Below are 21,281 nucleotides of genomic sequence, written 5' to 3' on the forward strand. Positions count from 1 at the left end.
AAGTCTAAATTAGAATTGCTCTCTTCCAGCAAAATGGAATGCACCTTCGATAGCAGCATTTTCGTCGCTATCAGAACCGTGAACTGCATTTTCTCCGATAGAAGTTGCGTATGCTTTACGAATTGTTCCTTCAGCAGCTTCAGCAGGGTTTGTAGCTCCGATTAAAGTTCTGAAATCTTCAACAGCGTTGTCTTTTTCTAAAATTGCAGCAACAATTGGTCCACGAGACATAAATTCTACTAATTCTCCGTAGAAAGGTCTTGCAGCGTGAACAGCATAAAATGCTTGAGCATCAGCTACAGTTAATTGAGTTAATTTTAATGAAACGATTTTAAATCCTCCATTAGTAATCATTGCTAAGATATTTCCGATGTGTCCGTTTTGAACTGCATCTGGCTTAATCATTGTAAAAGTTCTATTTGTTGCCATTTTTATTTTTATTAAATTTTGTGCAAAAATAGACTTTTTTTATGAATTGAATTTAATAAATTCATAATTATAACTATCCAGAATACCTTTATGATAATTAATTATGAGTAATGACGTACTGCAGTAGAGACGCACCGCAGTGCGTCTTATACAAGTTTTAAAATTTATACCTTAAAAATAAGTTTGTTCTTGTAGAAAAGCCATAAAATAAACGTCCAGATTCCAACATAAGTTAGTGCTCCAGCTAAGGAAGCTGTCATTGGATTACTGAAAAAAGGTGCAATCCCAAAGCTATATAAATAATTTAAAAGATTGATTTGTTCGCCTGGATTATGCGGGTTCTCAAACTGAACCATTACTAATCCTTGTGGGATTATTTGGGAGAAGAAAAATACAATCATTGGGTTAACGCCCCAAATTAAAAATATTTTGATTCCTTTTTTTAAGTTTAAAATATCAATAAGGTAATATAATAATGCCAGACAAGTTGTTGCTAGTCCTGCTGTGTATAATGTGTATGTACTTGTCCAAAGTGATTTGTTAATAGGGAAAACGATACTCCAGATTTGAGCAACAATAATTAAAGCAATACCTGCGATTGCCATTTTTTTTGCAATTTCAATTTTGGGTATGGCACGGTGTAATAACTGACCAATAAGTAGTCCGATAATTCCGGTTCCGATGGATGGGATAGTACTTAATATACCTTCTGGGTCCCAAGTTATGGTTCCGCGATACATATGTCCTTTTAGCAAGATACTATCTAGCCAAGAAGCAAGATTGGTTCCTTTATCAAAATTTGCTTCTCCAATTCCTGGAACTGGTATTAAAGCCATTATTGCCCAATAGGCTAATAATAAGATTACAGCAACTATTATCTGTGTTCTTTGGTTTGATTTTAAGTACAAAAGGGATACTACAAAATATACGATGGCTATACGTTGTAAAACGCCTGGTAATCGTACATTTTGATACGCTTCGATACCGCTATAGGCCAAGAAGAGGTAAATAAACAGGATCGAAAAGGCAAGAATATTTTTTACTTTAGAACTAAAATTTCCCATTAAGGCATAACCTACCGCAATAGTTATAATTAATCGACCTATAAGTAACGGAATTCCGTCGAGTCCAAAAAGTTGTATTTTGGCAAAAAAATTAAAGAAGATTCCTAAGCAAAACATTCTTAATGAGCGTACTAGTATTTTGTTGAATGTAGTACTGTCGAAAGTTTTTGTAGGCATTGCAAATGAAACAGCTACTCCCATTATGAAGATGAAAAAAGGGAAAACCAAATCGGTTAGTGTGCAGCCATGCCACTCAGAGTGTAATAGAGGAGGATAAACAGCGTCCCAGCTTCCAGGATTATTGACAATCGTCATTAATAAAATAGTTAATCCTCTGAAGACATCTAGTGAAATCAAGCGCTCTCTGGTCATAATTTTTTTGTAATAGGTTAGTTCTCGTTTTTTAAAGTTAATAATTTGGTTTAGAGGGTAACAATCTAAGAGGTAAGTGGTTATTTGTTTCTTATGATTGTTACTTTTGTTTTTTTGCTACAAATTTCTGCGAATTAGCGAAATTCGTAGCAAATTTTTATATTGTTATGACATTAAAATTAGATTCTAATGGTTTTAATTCTTTAATGAGAAGGGGGATTAATTCCTCTCCTTTTTCCAGATAAAATTCTGAAAAATTGGCTTGACGTTCCTGCAAGCTTTTATTTGGAAATAGTTCATTTTGCAAGTCGGTAATACGTTGCAAAATGTCATTTAATTTTCTTTTTTGTGCTTTTAAGAGTCTTTTTTCAAGGTTTTCGAGTCCTTTTATTTGTTTAACTTCTTGTGCTTTTACTGCTCCGGTAAACGATTTATCTGTTTGATTTGCTAATTCATAAAGATATTCGAATTGCTTATGCAAAAGTTCTTTTTGAGGCGTTAAATCAATAGAGAATGGTGATAATTCTCTTGTGCTTTTGTTGATTAAACTGTCTTGTTTTGAGAATAAATCGCTCCATGATAAATTTAATTGATCCGCTTTTTTTGCCTGTTTTTCGGTAGCCAAAAGCACGGAATTTCTAATTAAAAGCATCGGAAAAGTTATCTTTACAGTATCAAAGAATGATTTTAATTCTAACCAATAAGCGATTTCTCCGCCTCCGCCGATATAGCATAAATTTGGCAAGATAATTTCCTGGTATAACGGACGCATAATCACGTTTGGACTAAATTTTTCGGGATTACTGTCTAGTAAATCAAAGATTTCTTTTTCTGAAAATTCAATTCTGGTATTATTAACTTTATATTTTCCGTTTTCAAAAATGATGCGTTCACGTAAATTATCTTCGATATAAAATAAATTGATTTCGCGTGGATTCACCTGAACCGTATAATCTTTAAGCTTTTCGATAGTTTCCTGAACGGCTTTGTATGAGGTTTGAGATTCTAATTCTTCTTTTATATACGGGATAAAAGCACGTTTTAAATTGGCATTATCAGCATCTAGAATTACTAAACCTTGTGATGCAAATAAACTATTGGCAAGATAACGAGTTGCATCTGCCAGATTATCGTGTTTTAAATAAGCATCTTTAAATATTTTTTTCAAAACATTGGCATTGATGCTTGAACCTAATTCTAAAGCATATATTTCAAAAAAATCTTCAAGTCCTTTAGTCGATAATCTTCCAACAGGTCCAGTACTCTCGGCATTCCATCGAAACTTTTTGCCTTTAAAATTAAAATAATTGATTTCTTCGAAGTCATGATCTTCAGTTGCCATCCAATAAATGGGAACAAAGTTATGAGAAGGGTATTTTGACTTTAATTCGTTGGTAAGATTTATAGTTGAGATTATTTTATATAAAAAATATAATGGACCGCTAAATAAATTTAATTGATGTCCTGTAGTAACCGTAAATGTATTTGGGAGCGCTAAGGCTTTGATATTTTGTTTGGTAGAATCCGAAAGATCAATTTTAGCATATTGTTCTTTTAAGACAGAAACTAAGGGGATTCTATTGTTATTATCGAAATTTTGTTGCTTTTCGATAATTTGTTTTTCAAAATTTTCCAGAGTTGGAAAATTATTATATAATGGTTTTAAATCTGATTTTTGTTCTAAATAATCATGTATCAATGTTGAGAAATATCCTGAGTTTTGGTAGCTGATACAGTCGGTTGGCATAAGTATTGGTTTTTTTTGATAGCTGTAAATTTAATCAAAATTTATACTTAAAAATGGATTTAACTATTGCTTATGATTTGATTTTTAAAAATAGATGTAAATATTTGTAAATGAGTGTATTAATCAAATTGAAAGAAAATACTTGTTTTTTAATTTGTTTGAAAAATAATTCACAGAATTTGAATATGTTAATGGGATTTTTAGGGTTGTGAGCATCATAATTTTTTAAAACTAATTTCCTGAAAAAGCTGAATTTAATATTTGTTATTTTCAAAAAATAGAATCAATTTTATATTCTATTTTCAAAAAACTATATAAACCACATGAAAAATAATTCGACTAAGGAAAATTCCTTGAAACACGTCCTTTTCGGGAGCTTAATAGGTACAACAATTGAATTTTTTGATTTTTATATTTATGCCAATGCAGCCGTATTGGTATTTCCTCAATTATTTTTTCCAGGTGCTAGTAGTACAAATTCTACCCTAGAATCTTTGGCTACTTTTTCGATAGCTTTTTTATCCAGACCAATAGGCTCGGCTGTTTTTGGTCATTATGGAGATAAAATAGGTCGTAAAGTTACTTTGGTCGTGGCTTTGCTTACCATGGGATTATCGACAATTGCAATTGGTTTTTTACCGAGTTATGCAAGTATCGGCATTGCTGCACCAATTTTATTGATGTTATGTCGATTTGGTCAGGGAGTTGGTTTAGGAGGCGAATGGGGTGGAGCAGTTTTATTAGCGATAGAAAATGCGCCTCCGCATAAACGTGCTTGGTATGGAATGTTTCCGCAATTGGGAGCGCCTATCGGATTGTTACTTTCCGGCGGAACTTTTTTAATTTTAACGGATACTATGACCAGCGAAGATTTTATGGATTATGGATGGAGAATTCCGTTTATAGCGAGTTCACTTTTGGTAATTGTTGGCTTTTATATTCGTCTAAAAATTAGTGAAACTCCCGCTTTTGAAAATTCTAAATTGGAGCAGAAAGAAGTTAAAATTCCATTTTTTACTTTGCTTAAATCGTATAAAAATCAATTGATTTTTGGGACATTATCTGCAATTACAACCTTTTTGGTATTTTATTTAATGACGGTTTTTACCTTAAGCTGGGCTACTTCAGATTTAGGTTTTACCAAAAGAGATGCTTTGTTAATACAATTGTTTTCTGTATTATTTTTTGCTGCTTTTATTCCTGTTTCGGCTTTGGTTGCCGATAAAATTGGTCGCAGAAAAATATTAATTTTCACGACTTTAGCTATTGCTGCTTTCGGTTTTTTCTTTTCGTATTTTCTTAATTCTGGAAGTCCTTACATGGTAACGGCTTTTGTTTGTATCGGAATGTCATTGATGGGTTTTACTTATGGTCCATTGGGAACTTTTTTATCGGAGTTGTTTCCTACCACAGTTCGTTATTCAGGTGCTTCCTTAACTTTTAATATGGCTGGTATTTTGGGTGCTGCTTTTGCACCAATGATTGCAATTTGGTTGGCAACAACTTATGGTTTGAGTTATGTTGGGTTTTATCTGACCGCCGCTGCTTTGATTTCTTTAGTTTCATTTTTGGTGATTTCTAAGAAAGTACATCAGTTTTAAGAACATATTTGCTTACATAAATAACTAGAATATTAGAAAGCTTGATACTTATAAATATGAATTTAAGGATTTATGACTAATCTTTACTCATGATTTTGATTTTATATTGATGTTTATTTTGTTGATAATCAATATTTTGATTTTGAAATAAGAAAATACTTGTTTTTAAATTTGTTTATTTCAAAAAAAAATCACAAAATTTGCATCAGAAAATAAATCATTAACCAAATTAATAACGAAGACAATGTTTGTACCAAACTTTACCTCTCAAAACATCACATCAGGATTAGATTCTGTTGTTATGTGTCTTCGTGGCTTTTCGCAATCATAGCAAATCAATTTTAGATATATGAACAAGCCCGAAGGAAATTAACTTTCGGGCTTTTTTTATTCTAGACACTTCAAAAAATTCCCGATACCCCGAACTCAATTTATCTATTGGAGATAAAATGCTTTTGCCTTGTATTTTCTAATACTTGGCAGGAAAACTATAATTTAAATTTTTTAAATGGACAATTATCTTTTAGATGATTACATCTTGTGTAGTCGTTTAAAAAAGGAAAAGCAAAAAAAGAGCGCAGTTAAAAAAGATTTTGAAAAACAATTAATTCAGTTAGATAAGCTTGAAGATGAACTATTACGTAAGCGCAGTGCTTTACCATTAGTTCTTTTGGCAACACCTTATCAAAAAGGATGGGAACGCAATTTTGTACTTAGGGAGGATATTGCGAGATCTAAAGAAGCATTGTTTTATAAAACGGTATTGGAAAAGATAAATACGGTGCAATATTCTTCTGATAAAGCTTTTAAGAAAAAGAAAAAGAGAAAAAGAAAGCATGTTTATGTCGAAAAACTTCAAACTGTAAAAGAGTTTTCAGAATCGGAATGGAGAAGTCCAAAACTAGCATTGACGGATAAAGAAAAAATGCATTTTTATAAAAGGGAACGATGGTGTCCTAATTGTAAACGCTATAAAGTTCATTATATATTTAATGAGCCTTGGCGATATGTATTGCGTGTGAGACCAAATATGATAACACATACAAAAATGGTTGATGGAGTTTTGGAAAGTGAAATTGATAGGATAAGTAATTATATCACGAATCGTTTTCTTCGAAATTCAATGATGAAAATTGCACACGGTAGCGCAAAATATTGGAGATGGATAGGTAACAAAGAATTGAAATACCAAAATCCATTAGACAATAAACAAATTCATACCATAATGGATGAATATTATAAAGAAATAGAATATCTAAATAAAGGAGTCATTGCACTCTAAAGATAAAAATACAATGGGAAATAAATTATCTGGAAAGGACCTGATTAAAATAGGCTTTCCAAAAAATAATAGTATCAACATTGCCTTGGGGCAGATAAACAGATACAGAAAACGAGAAAAAAAAGAAAGTATATTAAACGAAGCGAAAGAAGTTTTACTATCGCCAGAAAAGTTTACAGGACATGGTACTTGGGGCAAAGTTGCCGAAGGATTGGTAAATCCGGTTCAAGTAAGAATGCATCAGCTTAATAATACAAGAGCTCCTTTTTCCATATTTGGAGAAAATGAAATCGATGAGCAAGCTAAGTATCAGTTATATGATGCTTTAAAACTACCAATTTCGGTTGCAGGAGCTTTAATGCCTGATGCGCATTCTGGTTACGGATTACCAATTGGGGGTGTACTTGCAACAGATAATGCTGTGATTCCGTATGGGGTAGGAGTAGATATTGGTTGCCGAATGAGTTTGTCAATTTTTGATATTCCAGCCTCTTTTTTTAAAGGAAAAGAGCATCAGTTGCAAGCGATTTTAAAAGACAATACTAAGTTTGGAATGTACGAAACCCATACTATAAGAGCAGACCATGAAGTGTTTAGCCGAAGTGAGTTTCAGGATATTCCGATTATAAAAAACTTGTTAGGTAAAGCGTACAAGCAACTCGGGACATCTGGTGGTGGAAATCATTTTGTAGAGTTTGGAATTGCCAAAATAACTGATCCGCTTAATGAATGGAAAATTGGTGTAGGCGAATATTTTGCAGTACTGTCACATAGCGGATCAAGAGGTTTAGGAGCAAATATTGCTAAACATTACACGTATTTGGCAACAAAACAATGTCCGTTACCTAAAAACGTACAGCATTTGGCTTGGTTAGATTTAAATACGCACGACGGACAAGAATATTGGCTGGCTATGAATTTAGCGGGAGATTATGCCAAGGCTTGTCATGATGATATTCATCGTCGTATTGCCAAAGCTATTGGTAAACGTGTGGTTGTAACAATCGAAAATCATCACAATTTTGCTTGGAAAGAAATGGTAAATGGCAAAGAAGCCATTGTACATCGTAAAGGTGCAACTCCAGCTAATGCAGGTGAACTTGGGATTATTCCTGGGTCGATGACTGCACCTGGATTTATTGTTCAGGGCAAGGGAAATACGGAGAGTTTAAACTCAGCTTCGCATGGTGCAGGACGACTTTTTTCTCGCAGAAAATGCAAGGAATCGTTTACACAAAGTGAGATTAACAAAGTCTTAAAAGCAAACGACGTAAGCTTGATTGGTGGCAATATCGATGAAGCGCCAATGGCATATAAAGACATTAATAAAGTAATGGCTAATCAAACGGAATTGGTGGATGTGTTAGGCACGTTTACACCAAAAATCGTTAGAATGGACAGATAAAGAAGTTCAAGATTATGGAAAGGTTTAAAGATGAAAATAAATGGTTAGGCAGTTTTGGAAATGAAATTTTGGTAAAATGTCCAAAATGTGCTTCTCAAGCAGTTGTTAGGAGAGCTTTGGAATCTGAACTTTATTATAGAGATAAAAGAATTTTAGAATGTAAAAATTGCTATTATTCTTTAAAAGAAGGGATGGTAAAATACATTGCTTATGTAGATACTTATTGCTGTAATAATGAAGACAAAATAAAGTTTGAGTCGCAATTACTGAATGAAAAACCAGAAACAATCAAGCTAAAATGTTCTATATGTAATGAGATTAAAGAGTTTAAGCCTAATATAAAAGAAGTTCCTTTTGTGTTAGATACTGATAAATCATTACAAAGAGTAGGTGCTTTTAATGCTGAAATATGGTATCAGAAAGAATTTGACCAATCAATTTTTTGGGCTTATAATTTGGAACATATCAATTACTTAGAGAGATACATTAAAGCTGATTTGAGAGAAAGAAACAATAACGGAAGTGGTAACGGGACAATGGTTTCCAGACTTCCGAAATTTGTAAAAGAAGCAAAGAACAGAGAAAAACTGTTGAAAATTATAGAGAAATGGAAAAAATAATTCAAATAACATCAGGTCGTGGCCCAGCAGAATGTAGCTGGGTTGTGGCTCAGGTTTTAAAGACTTTTCTGGAAGAAGCCAATGATAATAAAATAAAAACAACATTGCTTCAGAGAGAAACAGGAATTGAAAATGGTACGGTCGAAACGGCTACAATTTTATTAGAGAGTAATAATCTTAATGAGTTTGTAAACTCTTGGATTGGAACAATCCAATGGATAGGGCAGAGTCAATTCAGGAAATTTCATAAACGTAAAAATTGGTTTATCGGGATTTTTGAAATTGATAAAGCTACTACAACGCAAATTTCTGAAAATGATATTCAGTATCAGGCAATGCGTAGTTCGGGTGCAGGAGGACAACATGTAAATAAGGTGAGTTCGGCAGTAAGAGCAACTCATATTCCTACAGGAATTAGCGTTGTGTCGATGGATTCACGGTCGCAGCATCAGAATAAAAAACTAGCCACAGAGAGATTATTACAGAAGTTTAAGGATGAAACTGTAAAGCAGTTTAAAGCCGAATTTCAGGCTCAATGGATGAATCAATTGCAAATTCAGCGAGGAAACCCAATTCGGGTTTTTCAGGGTTCAGATTTTAAAAAACAAAAACAAACAAAAAATTACAAACAGGAAAGGCAAAGATTAAAAAGAGAAGATTATTTAGATAATGATTAATCTCTAAATCTCTGAATTTCTAAACAGAATAAACTATGAAAACAGTAGATAAATATCTTTTTCAGGCATTAGATAGTTATCCATATTCGCTGGAAGAAACCATCGAATCATTGGATTATGCTTTGTCTTATGATGATAAAAATACAATGGCTTTGTGTTTATATGGGCAGGTTTTAAGTGACCAGTTATTTAAATATGAAGAAGCCAAAGAATATTTTCAGCAGGCTATCTCAATTAATATTAATGCAATCGAAGTGTATACTTTTTACATTCATACTTTAATTTTAAATGAAGATTATGAGGAAGCCGTGAAGTTGATTGATTTTGCATTAACAATTAAAGGAATTAATAAAACAGAAATTCTTCTGAAGAAAGTGATGCTTTTAGAAAGTCAACAAGAGTTTAAAAAAGCCTTGAAAGCAATGAAAGAGGCTAAACTTGCAACTTTAAATTCAGCTTATGATTATGGTATTGAAGAAACCGAAAAAAGATTAAATAAAAAATTTGATAAAGATTCTGGAAAAAGTAAGTCAGATAAGAAGAAAAAGAAAAATAAGTAAAGAATAAAGGATGCTGTAAGGCATCCTTTATTGTTTCTATTCAAAAAAGCAGTAAAAACAACCACCAAATCTTTTTATAAAAAGTCCCTAAATATGCCTTATTTTTGCACAAAACATTTCCCTTTGAAAACTAAGCTTTTTATAATCACTCCTCCTTTTACACAACTGAATACACCGTATCCGGCAACTGCCTATATCAAGGGGTTTCTGAATACTAAAAATATAGAATCGGTTCAGGCAGATTTAGGTATCGAAGTGATTTTAGAATTGTTTTCGAAAGAGGGATTGAAGAATTTGTTTAAGGCTTATGAAGATAAGGCAGAAGCAAGAAGCAAGAATGGGCAAGTGTTGGTAGATGCTGAAAAAATCTCAGATAACTCCAAACGTATTTTTGCTTTACAAGATGAGTATCTTAAAACGATTGATGCTGTTATTGCTTTTTTGCAGGGAAAGAATCCAACATTGGCATTGCAAATTTGTCAGGAAGATTTCTTGCCTGAGGCTTCTCGTTTTGTACAATTGGAAGAACTTGATTGGGCATTTGGAACAATGGGAACGCAGGATAAAGCAAAACATTTGGCGACATTATATCTCGAAGATATCTCAGATTTTATAGTGGAATGTGTCGATGAGAATTTTGGTTTTAGCCGTTATGCTGAACGTTTAGGGCGAAGTGCTAATTCTTTTGATGAATTATACCAAGCTTTGCAACAAGAGCCAACTTATATTGATGAAGTTTTAATTTCCATTTTAAAAGAGAGAATAGAATCGGTAAAAACAACTTTGTTTTTAATTTCAGTCCCTTTTCCTGGGAATTTATATAGTGCTTTTAGATGTGCGCAATGGGTAAAAGAGCATCATCCCGAAATTAGAATTTCGATGGGTGGCGGTTTTCCAAATACTGAATTACGTTCGTTATCAGATGCTCGTGTTTTTGAGTTTTTTGACTTTATTACTTTGGATGATGGGGAAGTACCTATTGAATTGATAGTTGATAATTGTGAATTGAAAGTTTCTGATGAGTATAAAAGAACTTTTTTACTCGAAGACGGGAAAGTTATTTACAAAAACAATTCGTTACGACATGATTATAAACAATCTCAGGTTGGAACACCGGATTATTCTGATTTGCTTTTGGATAAGTATATTTCGGTTATCGAAATTGTCAATCCGATGCATCGTATGTGGAGCGACGGACGCTGGAATAAACTCACCATGGCGCACGGTTGTTATTGGGGAAAATGTACGTTTTGTGATATTTCATTAGATTATATAAAGGTTTACGAACCTGTTGCAGCCAGTTTGTTGTGTGACCGAATGGAAGACATGATGAAGCAAACGGGGCAAAATGGTTTTCATTACGTAGATGAAGCTGCTCCGCCTGCGCTTATGCGTGCTTTGGCACTCGAAATTCTTCGAAGAAAGTTAGCAGTTACTTGGTGGACAAATATTCGCTTTGAGAAAAGTTTCTCTGCCGATTTATGTTTGTTATTGAAAGCTTCGGGGTGTATTGCTGTTTCTGGTGGTTTGGAAGTTGCTTCGGATAGATTATTGAAACTAATAGATAAAGGTGTTACCGTAGAGCAAGTTGCAAAAGTAACCCGCAATTTTACCGAAGCAGGTATTATGGTTCATGCCTATTTAATGTATGGATACCCGACACAAACGGTTCAGGAAACAGTTGATAGCCTCGAAATGGTACGTCAGTTGTTTGAAGCAGGAGTTTTACAATCGGGATTTTGGCATCAGTTTGCCATGACAGCTCATAGTCCGGTCGGAATGTATCCTGAAAAATTTGGAGTGGTAAAAGAAACAGAAGCCATTGGGACTTTTGCTAATAACGATATTAATTATACCGATAAAACAGGAATAGATCACGATAAATTCAGTTTTGGATTAAAGAAATCGTTGTTTAATTTCATGCACGGAATTTGTTTTGATTATGAACTTCAGGATTGGTTTGATTTTAAAATTCCTAAAACGAAAATTGGATCCGACTTTATTTATGATGCTTTACAGGAATCTGAAGATTTTAATATAAAACCTACTGCCAAAATTGTTTGGCTGGGAGGAAAGCCTTTTACAGAAGCTTTTACCAAATCTAAAAAAGGAAATTCGTGGGAAATGCTAACGCTTACTTTTCATGATAAAAAAGAAAGCTTCAGTGTTCAGACCAATAAAAATGAAGGAGAATGGTTAGTTGAAATACTACAGAAAATTTCTTCTTCTAAAACTAAAACCTATACATTTCAGGAGATAAAAACTGATTTCGAAACCAATTTTGAAGACTTTGAGTTGTTTTGGTATTCTAAACCTGTGAATACTTTAAGAGAATTTGGATTATTGGTGTTGTAGTAGATTATTACGCAAAGTTTCACAAAGAGAAAACGTAAAGGGTTATTGTATAAAAGGCCTTCTTCCGTCCCTAAGTTTCGGGATTGGGACGTTCAGGATGATAAAATTGAGATGTTTAGCAAATAGACGAAACAAGTCAGCGTAAGAATAGATAACGATTAGTTTTAATCGTTGTGGAATTATATTGAGAAGACGCACTGCGGTGCGTCTCTACAGGCATTGCGTAATAACTGTTGAGCTTTTACTTTTTAATCTTAGTTCCTCAGAACCTCAGTAACTTCCTTTGAACCTTTGTCGCTCTGTCGCTCTGCACCTTAAGAATCAACCTTAAACCTAAACCCAATTCCGTGTAAGTTCTCGATAACAATTCCTTTTTCGTTTACTAGGATTTTGCGTAGGCGTGAAATAAAAACATCGAGACTTCGTCCCATAAAATAATCATCATCACCCCAAAGAGAAGTAAGGATTTGTTCCCTTTTTAAAACGGTATTTTTGTTGTCGATAAACAACTTCAGAAGTTCTGACTCGCGTTGTGTAAGACTTGTTTTTTCGTTTTCATTATATAAAATGAAATTCTGAATGTCAAAATGGTATTTCCCAATTTTATAAACCGATTTATCTATGGAGTCATTCTTTTGCGAACGCTTTAAGAAAATTTCAATTTTAAGGAGTAATTCTTCAATACTAAAAGGCTTTACGAGATAATCATCGGCACCCAATCGCAATCCTTTTATTCTGTCTTCTTTTAGTGTTTTTGCCGAAAGGAAGATAATAGGAATATCGGAGTTGATTTTTCGTATTTCGGTAGCGAGTTCAAATCCGTCTATTTTTGGCATCATAATATCCAAAATACAAATATCGAAATTCCCTTTATTAAAGGCTTCCAAACCTAATTCTCCATCACAACAATGTGTTACCTCATAATTATTTTGTTCCAAATTATCTTTGGTAAGAAACGCTAAGGTTTCATCATCTTCAGTGTAAAGAATTTTGAAAATACTCATTTTTTGTACGGAATTAAGATGGTTATGGTTATCCCTTTTTCGGGATTGTTAATAGCATTGATTTTCCATTGATGCAAGTTGCAAATCTTTTTCACATAATACAAGCCCAATCCAAAACCATTAGATTGCGTACTTTTTTCATTTGGAATCCTATAAAATTTATCGAAGATAAAAGAAATATTTTTGTTAGCAATACCAATTCCGTTATCTATAAAGGCAATTTTTAATAGCTGGTTTTCAGTACTTAAACGAATTGTGATTTTTGGTTTAGTATCACAATATTTTATGGCATTATCAAGAAGGTTGTAAACAATGTTTGTAAAATGAAAAACATCGGCAACGATATGATAATTTGTAGCGACTGACTCAATTTTTATATCAGTTTCGGGATATTTTAGTTTGATGTTTTCTATTGTTTCCTCAATAGCAGGAATAATTGAAATCTTTTTTAATTCGAGTTCTAAAGGGGTATAATCAGACTTTGCAATGCTCAAAATCTTCTCGATATGATTATTTAATTTACCACTTTGACTGATAATGATTTCGGTATATTTTTCGAGTTTCTTGTCTTCCTTAATCGGATTCTGTTTAATTAAATAATTAGATGCGATTAAAATAGAAGCCAAAGGTGTTTTAAACTCATGGGTCATATTATTGATAAAATCGCGTTGTAACTCAGAGTATTTCTTTTGCTGTAAAAGCGTAAAAATCGAATAGATATAAATTAGTAAAATGACAATAAGCATTATCGAAAGCACAAACCAAAAACGCATGGAACTGAAGATATAGCTGGTTTCATTAGGAAAACGAACAGCGAAGTAATAGACTAGATTTTTGTGTTTCGGGAAATAAACTGACTGTTTTTCTTTTGAATTTTTGGATAAAGAAACATGATTTCCATAAACCATTTCATTGCTTTGACAATTGTACATAGCATATTCAAAATCGGTTGTAATATTCATTTTTTTGAATTCCGATTTTAAATAAAATTCTAAGATATCCGGTTCAAAATCATTTTCGATGTTTACAACATAATAGTCATTAGATATTTTCTGGATAGGACTTTGTGCAGGCAACTCGTTACTACTACTTTCATGTAATTTTTTGGCAACTTCAAGTAACGCAATATGTGTTTTCTGATTCAGTTTTTTTTGCTCAAGCATAAAAGCTTCCTTGGTCCATAGTAATTGTGCGACCAATATGCCGATAATTGCTATAAACCCCAGAAGGATAATACTGTTGAGTCTGTTTATTTTCACTTAAATAGAATTTTCAAGGTGTAATATTAATCAAAAATATCTTTAAATATAGCGATTAACAAGTCGTTAACAAACATTTGAGATCGATTAACAGCGTTCCGTTTTTATGTGATTTACATTTGTAATGTTCAAAATATGAAAAACCAAATAATCATTTAAATTTTAGACTTATGAAAATTATCAGACCTTTATTATTAGTATTTACATTAGGATTAATGTCTTTTTCTGCAATTGCTCCAGTGCAATCATTAGTAGAAAATAATGTTGTAGCTGCAGCAGGAATTGCATGGAAAGCTGAAACGATTGATGTGGGACAGATCCCTCAGAATGTACCAAAAGCAATTGATTTTGAATTTAAAAACACAGGAAAAACAGCTGTAGTTATTACAAGTGTTCAAGGGTCATGTGGATGTACAGCAACAAATTACACAAAAGAACCAATTCTTCCTGGAAAATCGGCAAAAATTACAGCAACATACAATGCTGCCAATAAAGGTGCTTTTTCTAAAACTGTTACAGTTGTAACAAGTGCAGAAACAACACCAAAAGTACTTACTTTGAAAGGGATAGTTTTATAATAAGTAGTTTTATATCTCTGAACTCCAAACAACTCAACTTGTTTGGAGTTTTTTTATGTTTATTTCTGAAGTAATTATAGGTAGATTGTAAAGCAAAGATTAAATTTTTATAAATGGTTTGTTTCTACTAAAACTTTTCTATTTTTATTAAAAAATATATTATGAAAGTTTTGTATCCACTTGTAGCTGTTGCCATTTTTTTGGCTACTATTTCTTGCAATAAAAAGTCAGGAAAGAAAGAAGGAGAGTCAAAAAACACTTCAGAGAAAGTAGTTCCCGAATTAAAAATTACAATAGATAGTTCGAGCGTTATTACTTTTTATCAAGTATACCCTAAATTGCTGAAATTTCAGAATGATGTTTTAGCATTATACAAGAAAAATAAGTCTACTCAATTGTGGTTGGATAATAAAGGAGTTGTAGAGTTCGCACATACATTATTCAATAAGTATAATGGATTGGATCAGGAAGGCTTAAAAGCTAATTTTCCTTATAGCGACAAGGTTAGTCCTATTTTTGAACATACTTCAGAAAACCAATTATCACAAGTAGATACAGATTTAATGATTACGAATCTATATTTTTATTATGTTCAGAAAGTATCTGGGGTAGATGAAAAAACAACTAAATCATTAGAATGGCTTTTACCTCGTAAAAAAGTGAATTATCAGGTTTTTACAGATTCAATTTATAAAAAATCTACTATAAGTGATGACAAAAAGAACAAAATGTTCAGCCAGTATTACAAACTTCGTGATGCACTTCATCAATATAGAGAAATTGAAAAAAAAGGAGGTTGGAAATCAATTGAGGCAGGTGATGATTTTAAAAGTCTAAAAAAAGGAGATTCAGCACTTGCTGTTGCGCAAATCAGAGAGCGATTGTTTATAACTGGTAACCTTAAAGAGGATAATAAGAGTTTAGTTTTTGATGATGTTTTGGTCGAAGGGGTTAAAAATTATCAATCACACAACGGGAATACTGTAAATGGGAAAATTACATCGGAGCATATTGCAGAAATGAATATTCCGGTATCTGACAGGATTAAAACCATAATTGCTAATATGGAGCGTTGTAGATGGATTGATCCTGAACTCGAAAAAGGAAAAGAATATATAGAAGTTAATATTCCGGAGTTTAAATTGTATTTAATTCGTGATAACGAAATTGCGTTTGTATCGGCTGTTGTTGTAGGGAAAATGATGACTCAAACTGTTATTTTTAGCGGAATGATGAGTTATATTGTTTTTAGTCCGTATTGGAATGTCCCTACAAGTATCATTAATTCAGAAATAAAACCAGGAATGGCTAAAGACAAAAATTATTTGGCAAAGAAAAATCTGGAATGGAATAATGGAGCTGTTCGTCAGTTACCAGGAAAAAATAATTCGCTTGGTTTAGTGAAGTTTTTATTTCCAAACTCAAATAATATTTATTTGCATGACACTCCTGCAAAAAGTTTGTTCGAAAGAGAAAATAGAGCTTTTAGTCATGGTTGTGTGCGTGTAGCAAAACCAAGAGAGTTTGCAATTGAGTTATTAAAACAAGATCCTAAATGGACTCCTGAGCGAATTGATAAAGCAATGCATACAGGTAAAGAAAGTTGGTATACGCTAAAGAAGAAAATCCCTGTTTATATTGGTTATTTTACCGCTTGGGTAGATCGTGATGGGAATTTGAATTTTTATAAAGACATTTATAAAAGAGATGAAAGTCTTATAAAGCTACTTACAGAAGAATAAGGTTTTGTGTAGAATAGAACGCGAATCTGTGTCATCCGCGTTCTATTCTAGGCAATCCTAAATTAACACAATTTAATTAGGGAAGATTTGCAACAAAAACTTTATTTAGGCAATACATTAATACACTTATAAAAACGTTTGCTATAATGATCGGAGTCCAAATTACTAATGGTTACACTACCAGCTTTGCCAGAAGAGGCATGTATGAATTTTGATTTCATGCCATTGGCTTCACAAATAATCCCTACATGACCAACTATAGTTTTATTCCTGTAACCGTAAAAAACTAAAACGTCTCCAATTTTAAAGTCTTCGGCTTTTTTAGTAATTCCCAGACTTTTATAACCGCTTGAACTCCGCGGTACGCTCACATCAAAATGTTTAAAAACATAATTAACAAAACCGGAGCAATCAAAACCTTTATTTGGATTATTCCCTGCATATAAGTAAGGTGTTCCCAGATATTGTTTAGAATATGTAATAATAGAATCTCTATCTATTGCGGTTTGTATTTTCTCAACTTGATTTATTCTAATTTTTTCTTCTTTCTTTATAGTAAAAGAAGAGAATAAAATAGCTGCTGCAAATAATATATAAATTGGGGATTTCATTTTTTTGAGAGGGAAGTAATTTAATTTATAAAGATATGTGGTTACTTTTTAATATCAAAGAAATGCTAGATCAAAGGGTTGGAAAGCATTTTTTGAATAGGATTTATAAACTTATTTAAGAGAAGAATTAAAGGCTGCTTTATGAGTTATTTTTTACAAATAGGGGTTTTTATTTCTTATCTTTGAGAGACTTCGTAATAAAATAGCTTAAATATGGCTACTTTATGATGAGGTTAACCATTAAAGGTAAGCTGAAAACTTTATAGAGTAGGCGTGATTTAAAAATATACTTATGGAAAATTCTTTATTTAAAAAAGTAAAAAAAGCTATTGATTACTGGTACATTCCATTATTAGTGGGGTTGCTTTTTGTGGGAATCGGAATTTGGTCTTTTATAACTCCCTTAGCAGCTTATTTAACCCTTGCGTTTATCTTTAGTATCTCGTTTTTGGGAAGTGGAATTTTTGAAATTATTTTTGCACTTTCTAACAGAAAAAAAATTGATAATTGGGGTTGGACATTGGCTTCAGGAATTTTAGGATTAGTTGTAGGGATATTATTAATCTCTAATCCGTTAATTTCTATTACTATACTTCCGTTATATGTAGGATTTGTTATTTTATTCCGATCTATAATGGCAATAGTTATTGCTTTTGATTTAAAGAGTTATGCCGTACCTGATTGGGGGAACCTTTTGGCTTTAGGAATACTAGGGATTATATTTTCATTTATATTATTGTGGAATCCTATTTTTGCAGGACTTTCGCTAGTATATTGGACCGCTTTTGCTTTTATAGCAATTGGTGTTTTTTATATTTATTTCTCTTTCAAGTTGAAAAGAATACATGATATTCCTGAAAGGTTACATGATTTAGAAGATAAAATCAATTCATAGAGGATATTAAAAAGAAGCTAAGACAAAAGTTTTGGATAGAAATAACTAATAAATTTCTAAAATCATTAACTCATTATTTGATATAAATGATTTTATAATTTCCTTTTTTGAAATAAGAATTTCAGCAATTTGCTTAGTGTTCTTATTGAATGTTTTTAAAATTATTACTTTTGGAGGAACTCCCTTTAAGAGTAATAATTTTTCAAAATCATCATCGTGTGTGAGTATGGTAAAGCTATTTTTCCTTGCGTATTCCCAAATTTCTATATCTTTTGCAGGTTGATTTACGCTAGTAATATCTTTTGAATGAAATGTGCCTGAAAAATCATTCTCAACAAGTTTAAGAATTCTCCATGAAATATTTGCATCAAGAAGTAATTTCATTAAGCTGCAATTATTTTGGTGATGTTTTCTCTATTTGCGGCAAAAGCTAGCGCAGCAAGAATATGCTCTTTTTTTAATTCAGGAAAATCTTCAATGATTTCATCATACGACATTCCGTTAGCAAGCCACGAAAGAATATCAGAAACACAAATTCGAGTTCCGGTAATTATAGGCTTGCCAAATCGAATATCTGAATTTATTGAAATTAAATTTTGCCAGTTAGTATCCATAATTATTATATTTATACAAATTTACAAAAATAATACGCTAATTTGCTTTAAAATAAGTTTGATTGGTTTATAAGGAATTATATCAATAAAAAGAGTAAAATGGAATATAATAGATGCGGAAAAAGCGGATTGTTATTGCCGCAAATTTCTTTGGGATTATGGCATAATTTCGGTTCGGTAGATAATTTTGAAAATGGTGAAAGTATTATCAAAGAGGCTTTTGATAAAGGAATTACGCATTTTGATTTAGCTAATAATTACGGGCCAGTTCCTGGTTCTGCTGAAGAAAATTTCGGGAAAATATTGTGGCACAATTTTCAAGGAAACATGCGCGATCAAATCGTAGTTTCTACCAAGGCTGGTTATACAATGTGGGACGGACCTTATGGCGATTGGGGTTCTCGTAAATATTTGCTATCAAGTTTAGATCAGAGTTTAAAGCGGATGAAACTCGATTATGTAGATATTTTTTACTCCCACCGTTTTGATCCTGAGACTCCTCTGGAAGAAACGATGATGGCTTTGGATTATGCAGTAAGAAGCGGAAAAGCATTGTACGCTGGAATATCTAATTATAATGCGGAACAAACTCGAGAAGCAACATCAATTTTAAAACAATTAGGTACGCCTTGTTTAATACATCAGGTAAAATATTCGATGTTTGTACGTGAAGCCGAAGCTGGTTTACTTGATGTTCTCGAAGAAAAAGGAGTAGGTTGTATCGCGTTTTCCCCTTTGGCACAGGGGCTTTTAACGGATAAATACCTGAAAGGAATTCCAGAGAACTCCAGAGCATCAAATCCGAATGGACATTTGCAACTCGAGGAAGTATCAGAGCAAAAAGTACAAAAGATAATTGCTCTAAATGAAATTGCTCAAAACAGAAATCAGTCTTTGGCACAAATGGCATTGGCTTGGTTATTAAAAGATAATCGAATTACATCAGTTTTAATTGGCGCAAGCTCAGTAGGACAGTTAAATAACAATATAGATAGTTTACAAAATCTGGATTTTTCTCAAGAGGAATTAAAAGCAATTGAAACTATTTTAGGATAGGAGTACTGTAGAGGATGTATAATTTTTTAGTATTCAGTTGCAGTTTTCAATCTAAAATTAAAAGCAAAAATCCCAATCTAAAAATTTTCAGATTGGGATTTTTTATTGGTTTTTGGCTTAAGCCAAATTAAATTATTTCTTTTTTGCAGGTTTTGCAGGCACATCAAAAATACCCGGAATTGCAGTTAACTCAGCAATTTTTACAATAACATCAGTTGCTTTTTGCATGCTTTCTACAGGAACGTATTCGTATTTACCATGAAAGTTGTGACCACCAGCAAAAATATTAGGGCAAGGCAATCCTTTGTATGATAATTGAGAACCATCAGTTCCGCCTCTAATAGGTTTTATTAATGGTTTTATATCTAATTCTCTCATTGCTTTCTCTGCAATATCAACAATATGTTTTACAGGCAAGACCTTTTCTTTCATATTGTAGTATTGATCATTTATTTCGGCAATTACGATTGGTTCTCCGAATTTTTTGGCAAATTTATGATTGATTTTTTTCGTAATTCTCTCAATCAATTTTTTACGTCTTTCAAATCTTTTTGCGCTATGATCTCTAATGATAAGCTCCAGAACAGTTTCTTCAATACTTCCGGTTAAGTGGTGTACGTGAAAAAATCCTTCATAACCTTTAGTTTCTTGAGGTGTTTCTCCTTTTGGTAATTCATTAATAAACTCATTAGCAATAAGCATCGAGTTAATCATTTTTCCTTTGGCATAACCAGGATGTACGCTTTTACCTTTAAAAGTAATTTTTGCACCAGCAGCATTAAAGTTTTCATATTCAAGTTCACCAATTTGGCTTCCGTCCATGGTGTAAGCCCATTCGGCACCAAACTTATCTACGTCAAAATGATGTGCTCCACGACCAATTTCTTCATCGGGTGTAAAACCAACTCTAATTTTTCCGTGTTTAATGTCTGGGTTTTTAATTAGGAATTCCATTGCCGAAACAATTTCTGTAATTCCTGCTTTATCATCGGCACCTAATAAAGTAGTTCCGTCGGTTGTTATTAAGGTTTGTCCTTTATATTGTAATAAATCTTTAAAGTAACTTGGAGATAGAATTATGTTTTGCTCAGCGTTTAATACAATGTCTTTACCGTCATAATTAGGAATAATTTGAGGTTTTACATTAGCTCCCGAAAAATCTGGAGAAGTATCAAAATGTGAGATGAAACCAATAGTAGGAACTGTATGTTCTACATTGCTTGGTAAAGTTGCCATTATATAAGCCTTGTCATCTATAGTAACATCTTGCATACCGATGTTTTTTAGCTCTTCGACAAGTTTATTAGCAAGATCCCATTGTTTTGGAGTACTTGGTGTAGTTTGTGAATTTGGATCAGACTCTGTATCAATTGTTACATAACTAATAAATCGATCTATAATATGTTGCAT

The 21,281-nt window shown here is 32.5% G+C and carries 20 protein-coding genes; 11 read left to right on the forward strand and 9 right to left on the reverse strand.

The window, feature by feature from the left end:
• Positions 1-9 precede the first annotated feature (9 nt).
• The 3 genes from SHI72_RS02630 to bshC form a co-directional block, all read right to left on the reverse strand.
• Positions 10-429, reverse strand: coding sequence for a nucleoside-diphosphate kinase (locus SHI72_RS02630; protein WP_035625955.1), 420 nt, complete (start codon positions 427-429; stop codon positions 10-12).
• A 164-nt stretch (positions 430-593) separates the two neighbouring features.
• Positions 594-1,865: an acyltransferase family protein gene (locus SHI72_RS02635; protein ID WP_323488962.1), complete on the reverse strand. Its 1,272-nt coding sequence runs from the start codon at positions 1,863-1,865 to the stop codon at positions 594-596.
• Positions 1,866-2,022: 157 nt separating this feature from the next.
• A complete protein-coding gene (bshC, locus tag SHI72_RS02640; RefSeq protein ID WP_323488963.1) occupies positions 2,023-3,612 on the reverse strand; it encodes a bacillithiol biosynthesis cysteine-adding enzyme BshC in 1,590 nt (529 codons plus the stop codon).
• A 323-nt stretch (positions 3,613-3,935) separates the two neighbouring features.
• Here bshC and SHI72_RS02645 point away from each other — a divergent pair, with 323 nt between their 5' ends.
• From SHI72_RS02645 to SHI72_RS02675, 7 genes are all read left to right on the forward strand, one after another.
• On the forward strand, positions 3,936-5,213 hold the full coding sequence (locus SHI72_RS02645; protein WP_323488965.1) for an MFS transporter: 1,278 nt from the start codon (positions 3,936-3,938) through the stop codon (positions 5,211-5,213).
• 508 nt (positions 5,214-5,721) lie between these two features.
• On the forward strand, positions 5,722-6,495 hold the full coding sequence (locus tag SHI72_RS02650; RefSeq protein ID WP_323488966.1) for a hypothetical protein: 774 nt from the start codon (positions 5,722-5,724) through the stop codon (positions 6,493-6,495).
• 13 nt (positions 6,496-6,508) lie between these two features.
• On the forward strand, positions 6,509-7,900 hold the full coding sequence (locus tag SHI72_RS02655) for an RtcB family protein (protein WP_323488967.1): 1,392 nt from the start codon (positions 6,509-6,511) through the stop codon (positions 7,898-7,900).
• A 14-nt stretch (positions 7,901-7,914) separates the two neighbouring features.
• Positions 7,915-8,520, forward strand: a complete 606-nt coding sequence (locus SHI72_RS02660) for a hypothetical protein (RefSeq protein WP_039111198.1) — start codon at positions 7,915-7,917, stop codon at positions 8,518-8,520.
• Positions 8,508-9,197 (forward strand): peptide chain release factor H, encoded by a 690-nt coding sequence (gene prfH, locus SHI72_RS02665; protein ID WP_086894086.1) that lies wholly within the window; start codon positions 8,508-8,510, stop codon positions 9,195-9,197. The genes SHI72_RS02660 and prfH overlap by 13 nt, the downstream gene beginning before the upstream one ends.
• Before the next feature lie 35 nt (positions 9,198-9,232).
• On the forward strand, positions 9,233-9,757 hold the full coding sequence (locus SHI72_RS02670; protein ID WP_323488968.1) for a hypothetical protein: 525 nt from the start codon (positions 9,233-9,235) through the stop codon (positions 9,755-9,757).
• A 123-nt stretch (positions 9,758-9,880) separates the two neighbouring features.
• Positions 9,881-12,112 carry a radical SAM protein gene (locus SHI72_RS02675; protein ID WP_323488969.1) on the forward strand — a complete coding sequence of 744 codons (2,232 nt, stop codon included), beginning with the start codon at positions 9,881-9,883 and terminating at the stop codon, positions 12,110-12,112.
• A gap of 314 nt (positions 12,113-12,426) precedes the next feature.
• On the opposite strand, the gene SHI72_RS02680 is transcribed toward SHI72_RS02675, so the two are convergent.
• Complete coding sequence (locus tag SHI72_RS02680) at positions 12,427-13,116, reverse strand: response regulator transcription factor (protein ID WP_323488970.1); 690 nt, start codon at positions 13,114-13,116, stop codon at positions 12,427-12,429.
• The gene (locus SHI72_RS02685) at positions 13,113-14,375 is read right to left on the reverse strand and encodes a HAMP domain-containing sensor histidine kinase (protein WP_323488971.1); all 1,263 of its coding nucleotides are present in this window, start codon (positions 14,373-14,375) and stop codon (positions 13,113-13,115) included. Before SHI72_RS02685 ends, SHI72_RS02680 begins: the two co-directional genes overlap by 4 nt.
• Positions 14,376-14,545: 170 nt before the next feature.
• On the opposite strand from SHI72_RS02685, the gene SHI72_RS02690 reads away from it, so the two are divergent.
• Together SHI72_RS02690 and SHI72_RS02695 are read left to right on the forward strand one after the other, a co-directional pair.
• Positions 14,546-14,953 (forward strand): DUF1573 domain-containing protein, encoded by a 408-nt coding sequence (locus SHI72_RS02690; RefSeq protein WP_039111192.1) that lies wholly within the window; start codon positions 14,546-14,548, stop codon positions 14,951-14,953.
• A 161-nt stretch (positions 14,954-15,114) separates the two neighbouring features.
• Complete coding sequence (locus SHI72_RS02695) at positions 15,115-16,695, forward strand: L,D-transpeptidase family protein (RefSeq protein ID WP_323488972.1); 1,581 nt, start codon at positions 15,115-15,117, stop codon at positions 16,693-16,695.
• A 101-nt stretch (positions 16,696-16,796) separates the two neighbouring features.
• On the opposite strand, the gene SHI72_RS02700 is transcribed toward SHI72_RS02695, so the two are convergent.
• Positions 16,797-17,306, reverse strand: a complete 510-nt coding sequence (locus SHI72_RS02700; RefSeq protein WP_323488973.1) for a C40 family peptidase — start codon at positions 17,304-17,306, stop codon at positions 16,797-16,799.
• A 292-nt stretch (positions 17,307-17,598) separates the two neighbouring features.
• On the opposite strand from SHI72_RS02700, the gene SHI72_RS02705 reads away from it, so the two are divergent.
• The gene (locus SHI72_RS02705) at positions 17,599-18,201 is read left to right on the forward strand and encodes an HdeD family acid-resistance protein (RefSeq protein WP_323488974.1); all 603 of its coding nucleotides are present in this window, start codon (positions 17,599-17,601) and stop codon (positions 18,199-18,201) included.
• A gap of 45 nt (positions 18,202-18,246) precedes the next feature.
• Here SHI72_RS02705 and SHI72_RS02710 read toward each other — a convergent pair whose 3' ends face one another.
• Together SHI72_RS02710 and SHI72_RS02715 are read right to left on the reverse strand one after the other, a co-directional pair.
• The gene (locus SHI72_RS02710; RefSeq protein ID WP_323488975.1) at positions 18,247-18,585 is read right to left on the reverse strand and encodes a DUF5615 family PIN-like protein; all 339 of its coding nucleotides are present in this window, start codon (positions 18,583-18,585) and stop codon (positions 18,247-18,249) included.
• A complete protein-coding gene (locus tag SHI72_RS02715; RefSeq protein ID WP_086894095.1) occupies positions 18,585-18,815 on the reverse strand; it encodes a DUF433 domain-containing protein in 231 nt (76 codons plus the stop codon). Before SHI72_RS02715 ends, SHI72_RS02710 begins: the two co-directional genes overlap by 1 nt.
• Before the next feature lie 99 nt (positions 18,816-18,914).
• On the opposite strand from SHI72_RS02715, the gene SHI72_RS02720 reads away from it, so the two are divergent.
• Complete coding sequence (locus tag SHI72_RS02720) at positions 18,915-19,871, forward strand: aldo/keto reductase (protein WP_323488976.1); 957 nt, start codon at positions 18,915-18,917, stop codon at positions 19,869-19,871.
• Positions 19,872-20,003: 132 nt separating this feature from the next.
• On the opposite strand, the gene pepT is transcribed toward SHI72_RS02720, so the two are convergent.
• The gene (gene pepT / locus SHI72_RS02725) at positions 20,004-21,281 is read right to left on the reverse strand and encodes a peptidase T (RefSeq protein ID WP_086894097.1); all 1,278 of its coding nucleotides are present in this window, start codon (positions 21,279-21,281) and stop codon (positions 20,004-20,006) included.

This window comes from Flavobacterium sp. PL02 (assembly GCF_035013205.1).
Taxonomy (GTDB): domain Bacteria; phylum Bacteroidota; class Bacteroidia; order Flavobacteriales; family Flavobacteriaceae; genus Flavobacterium.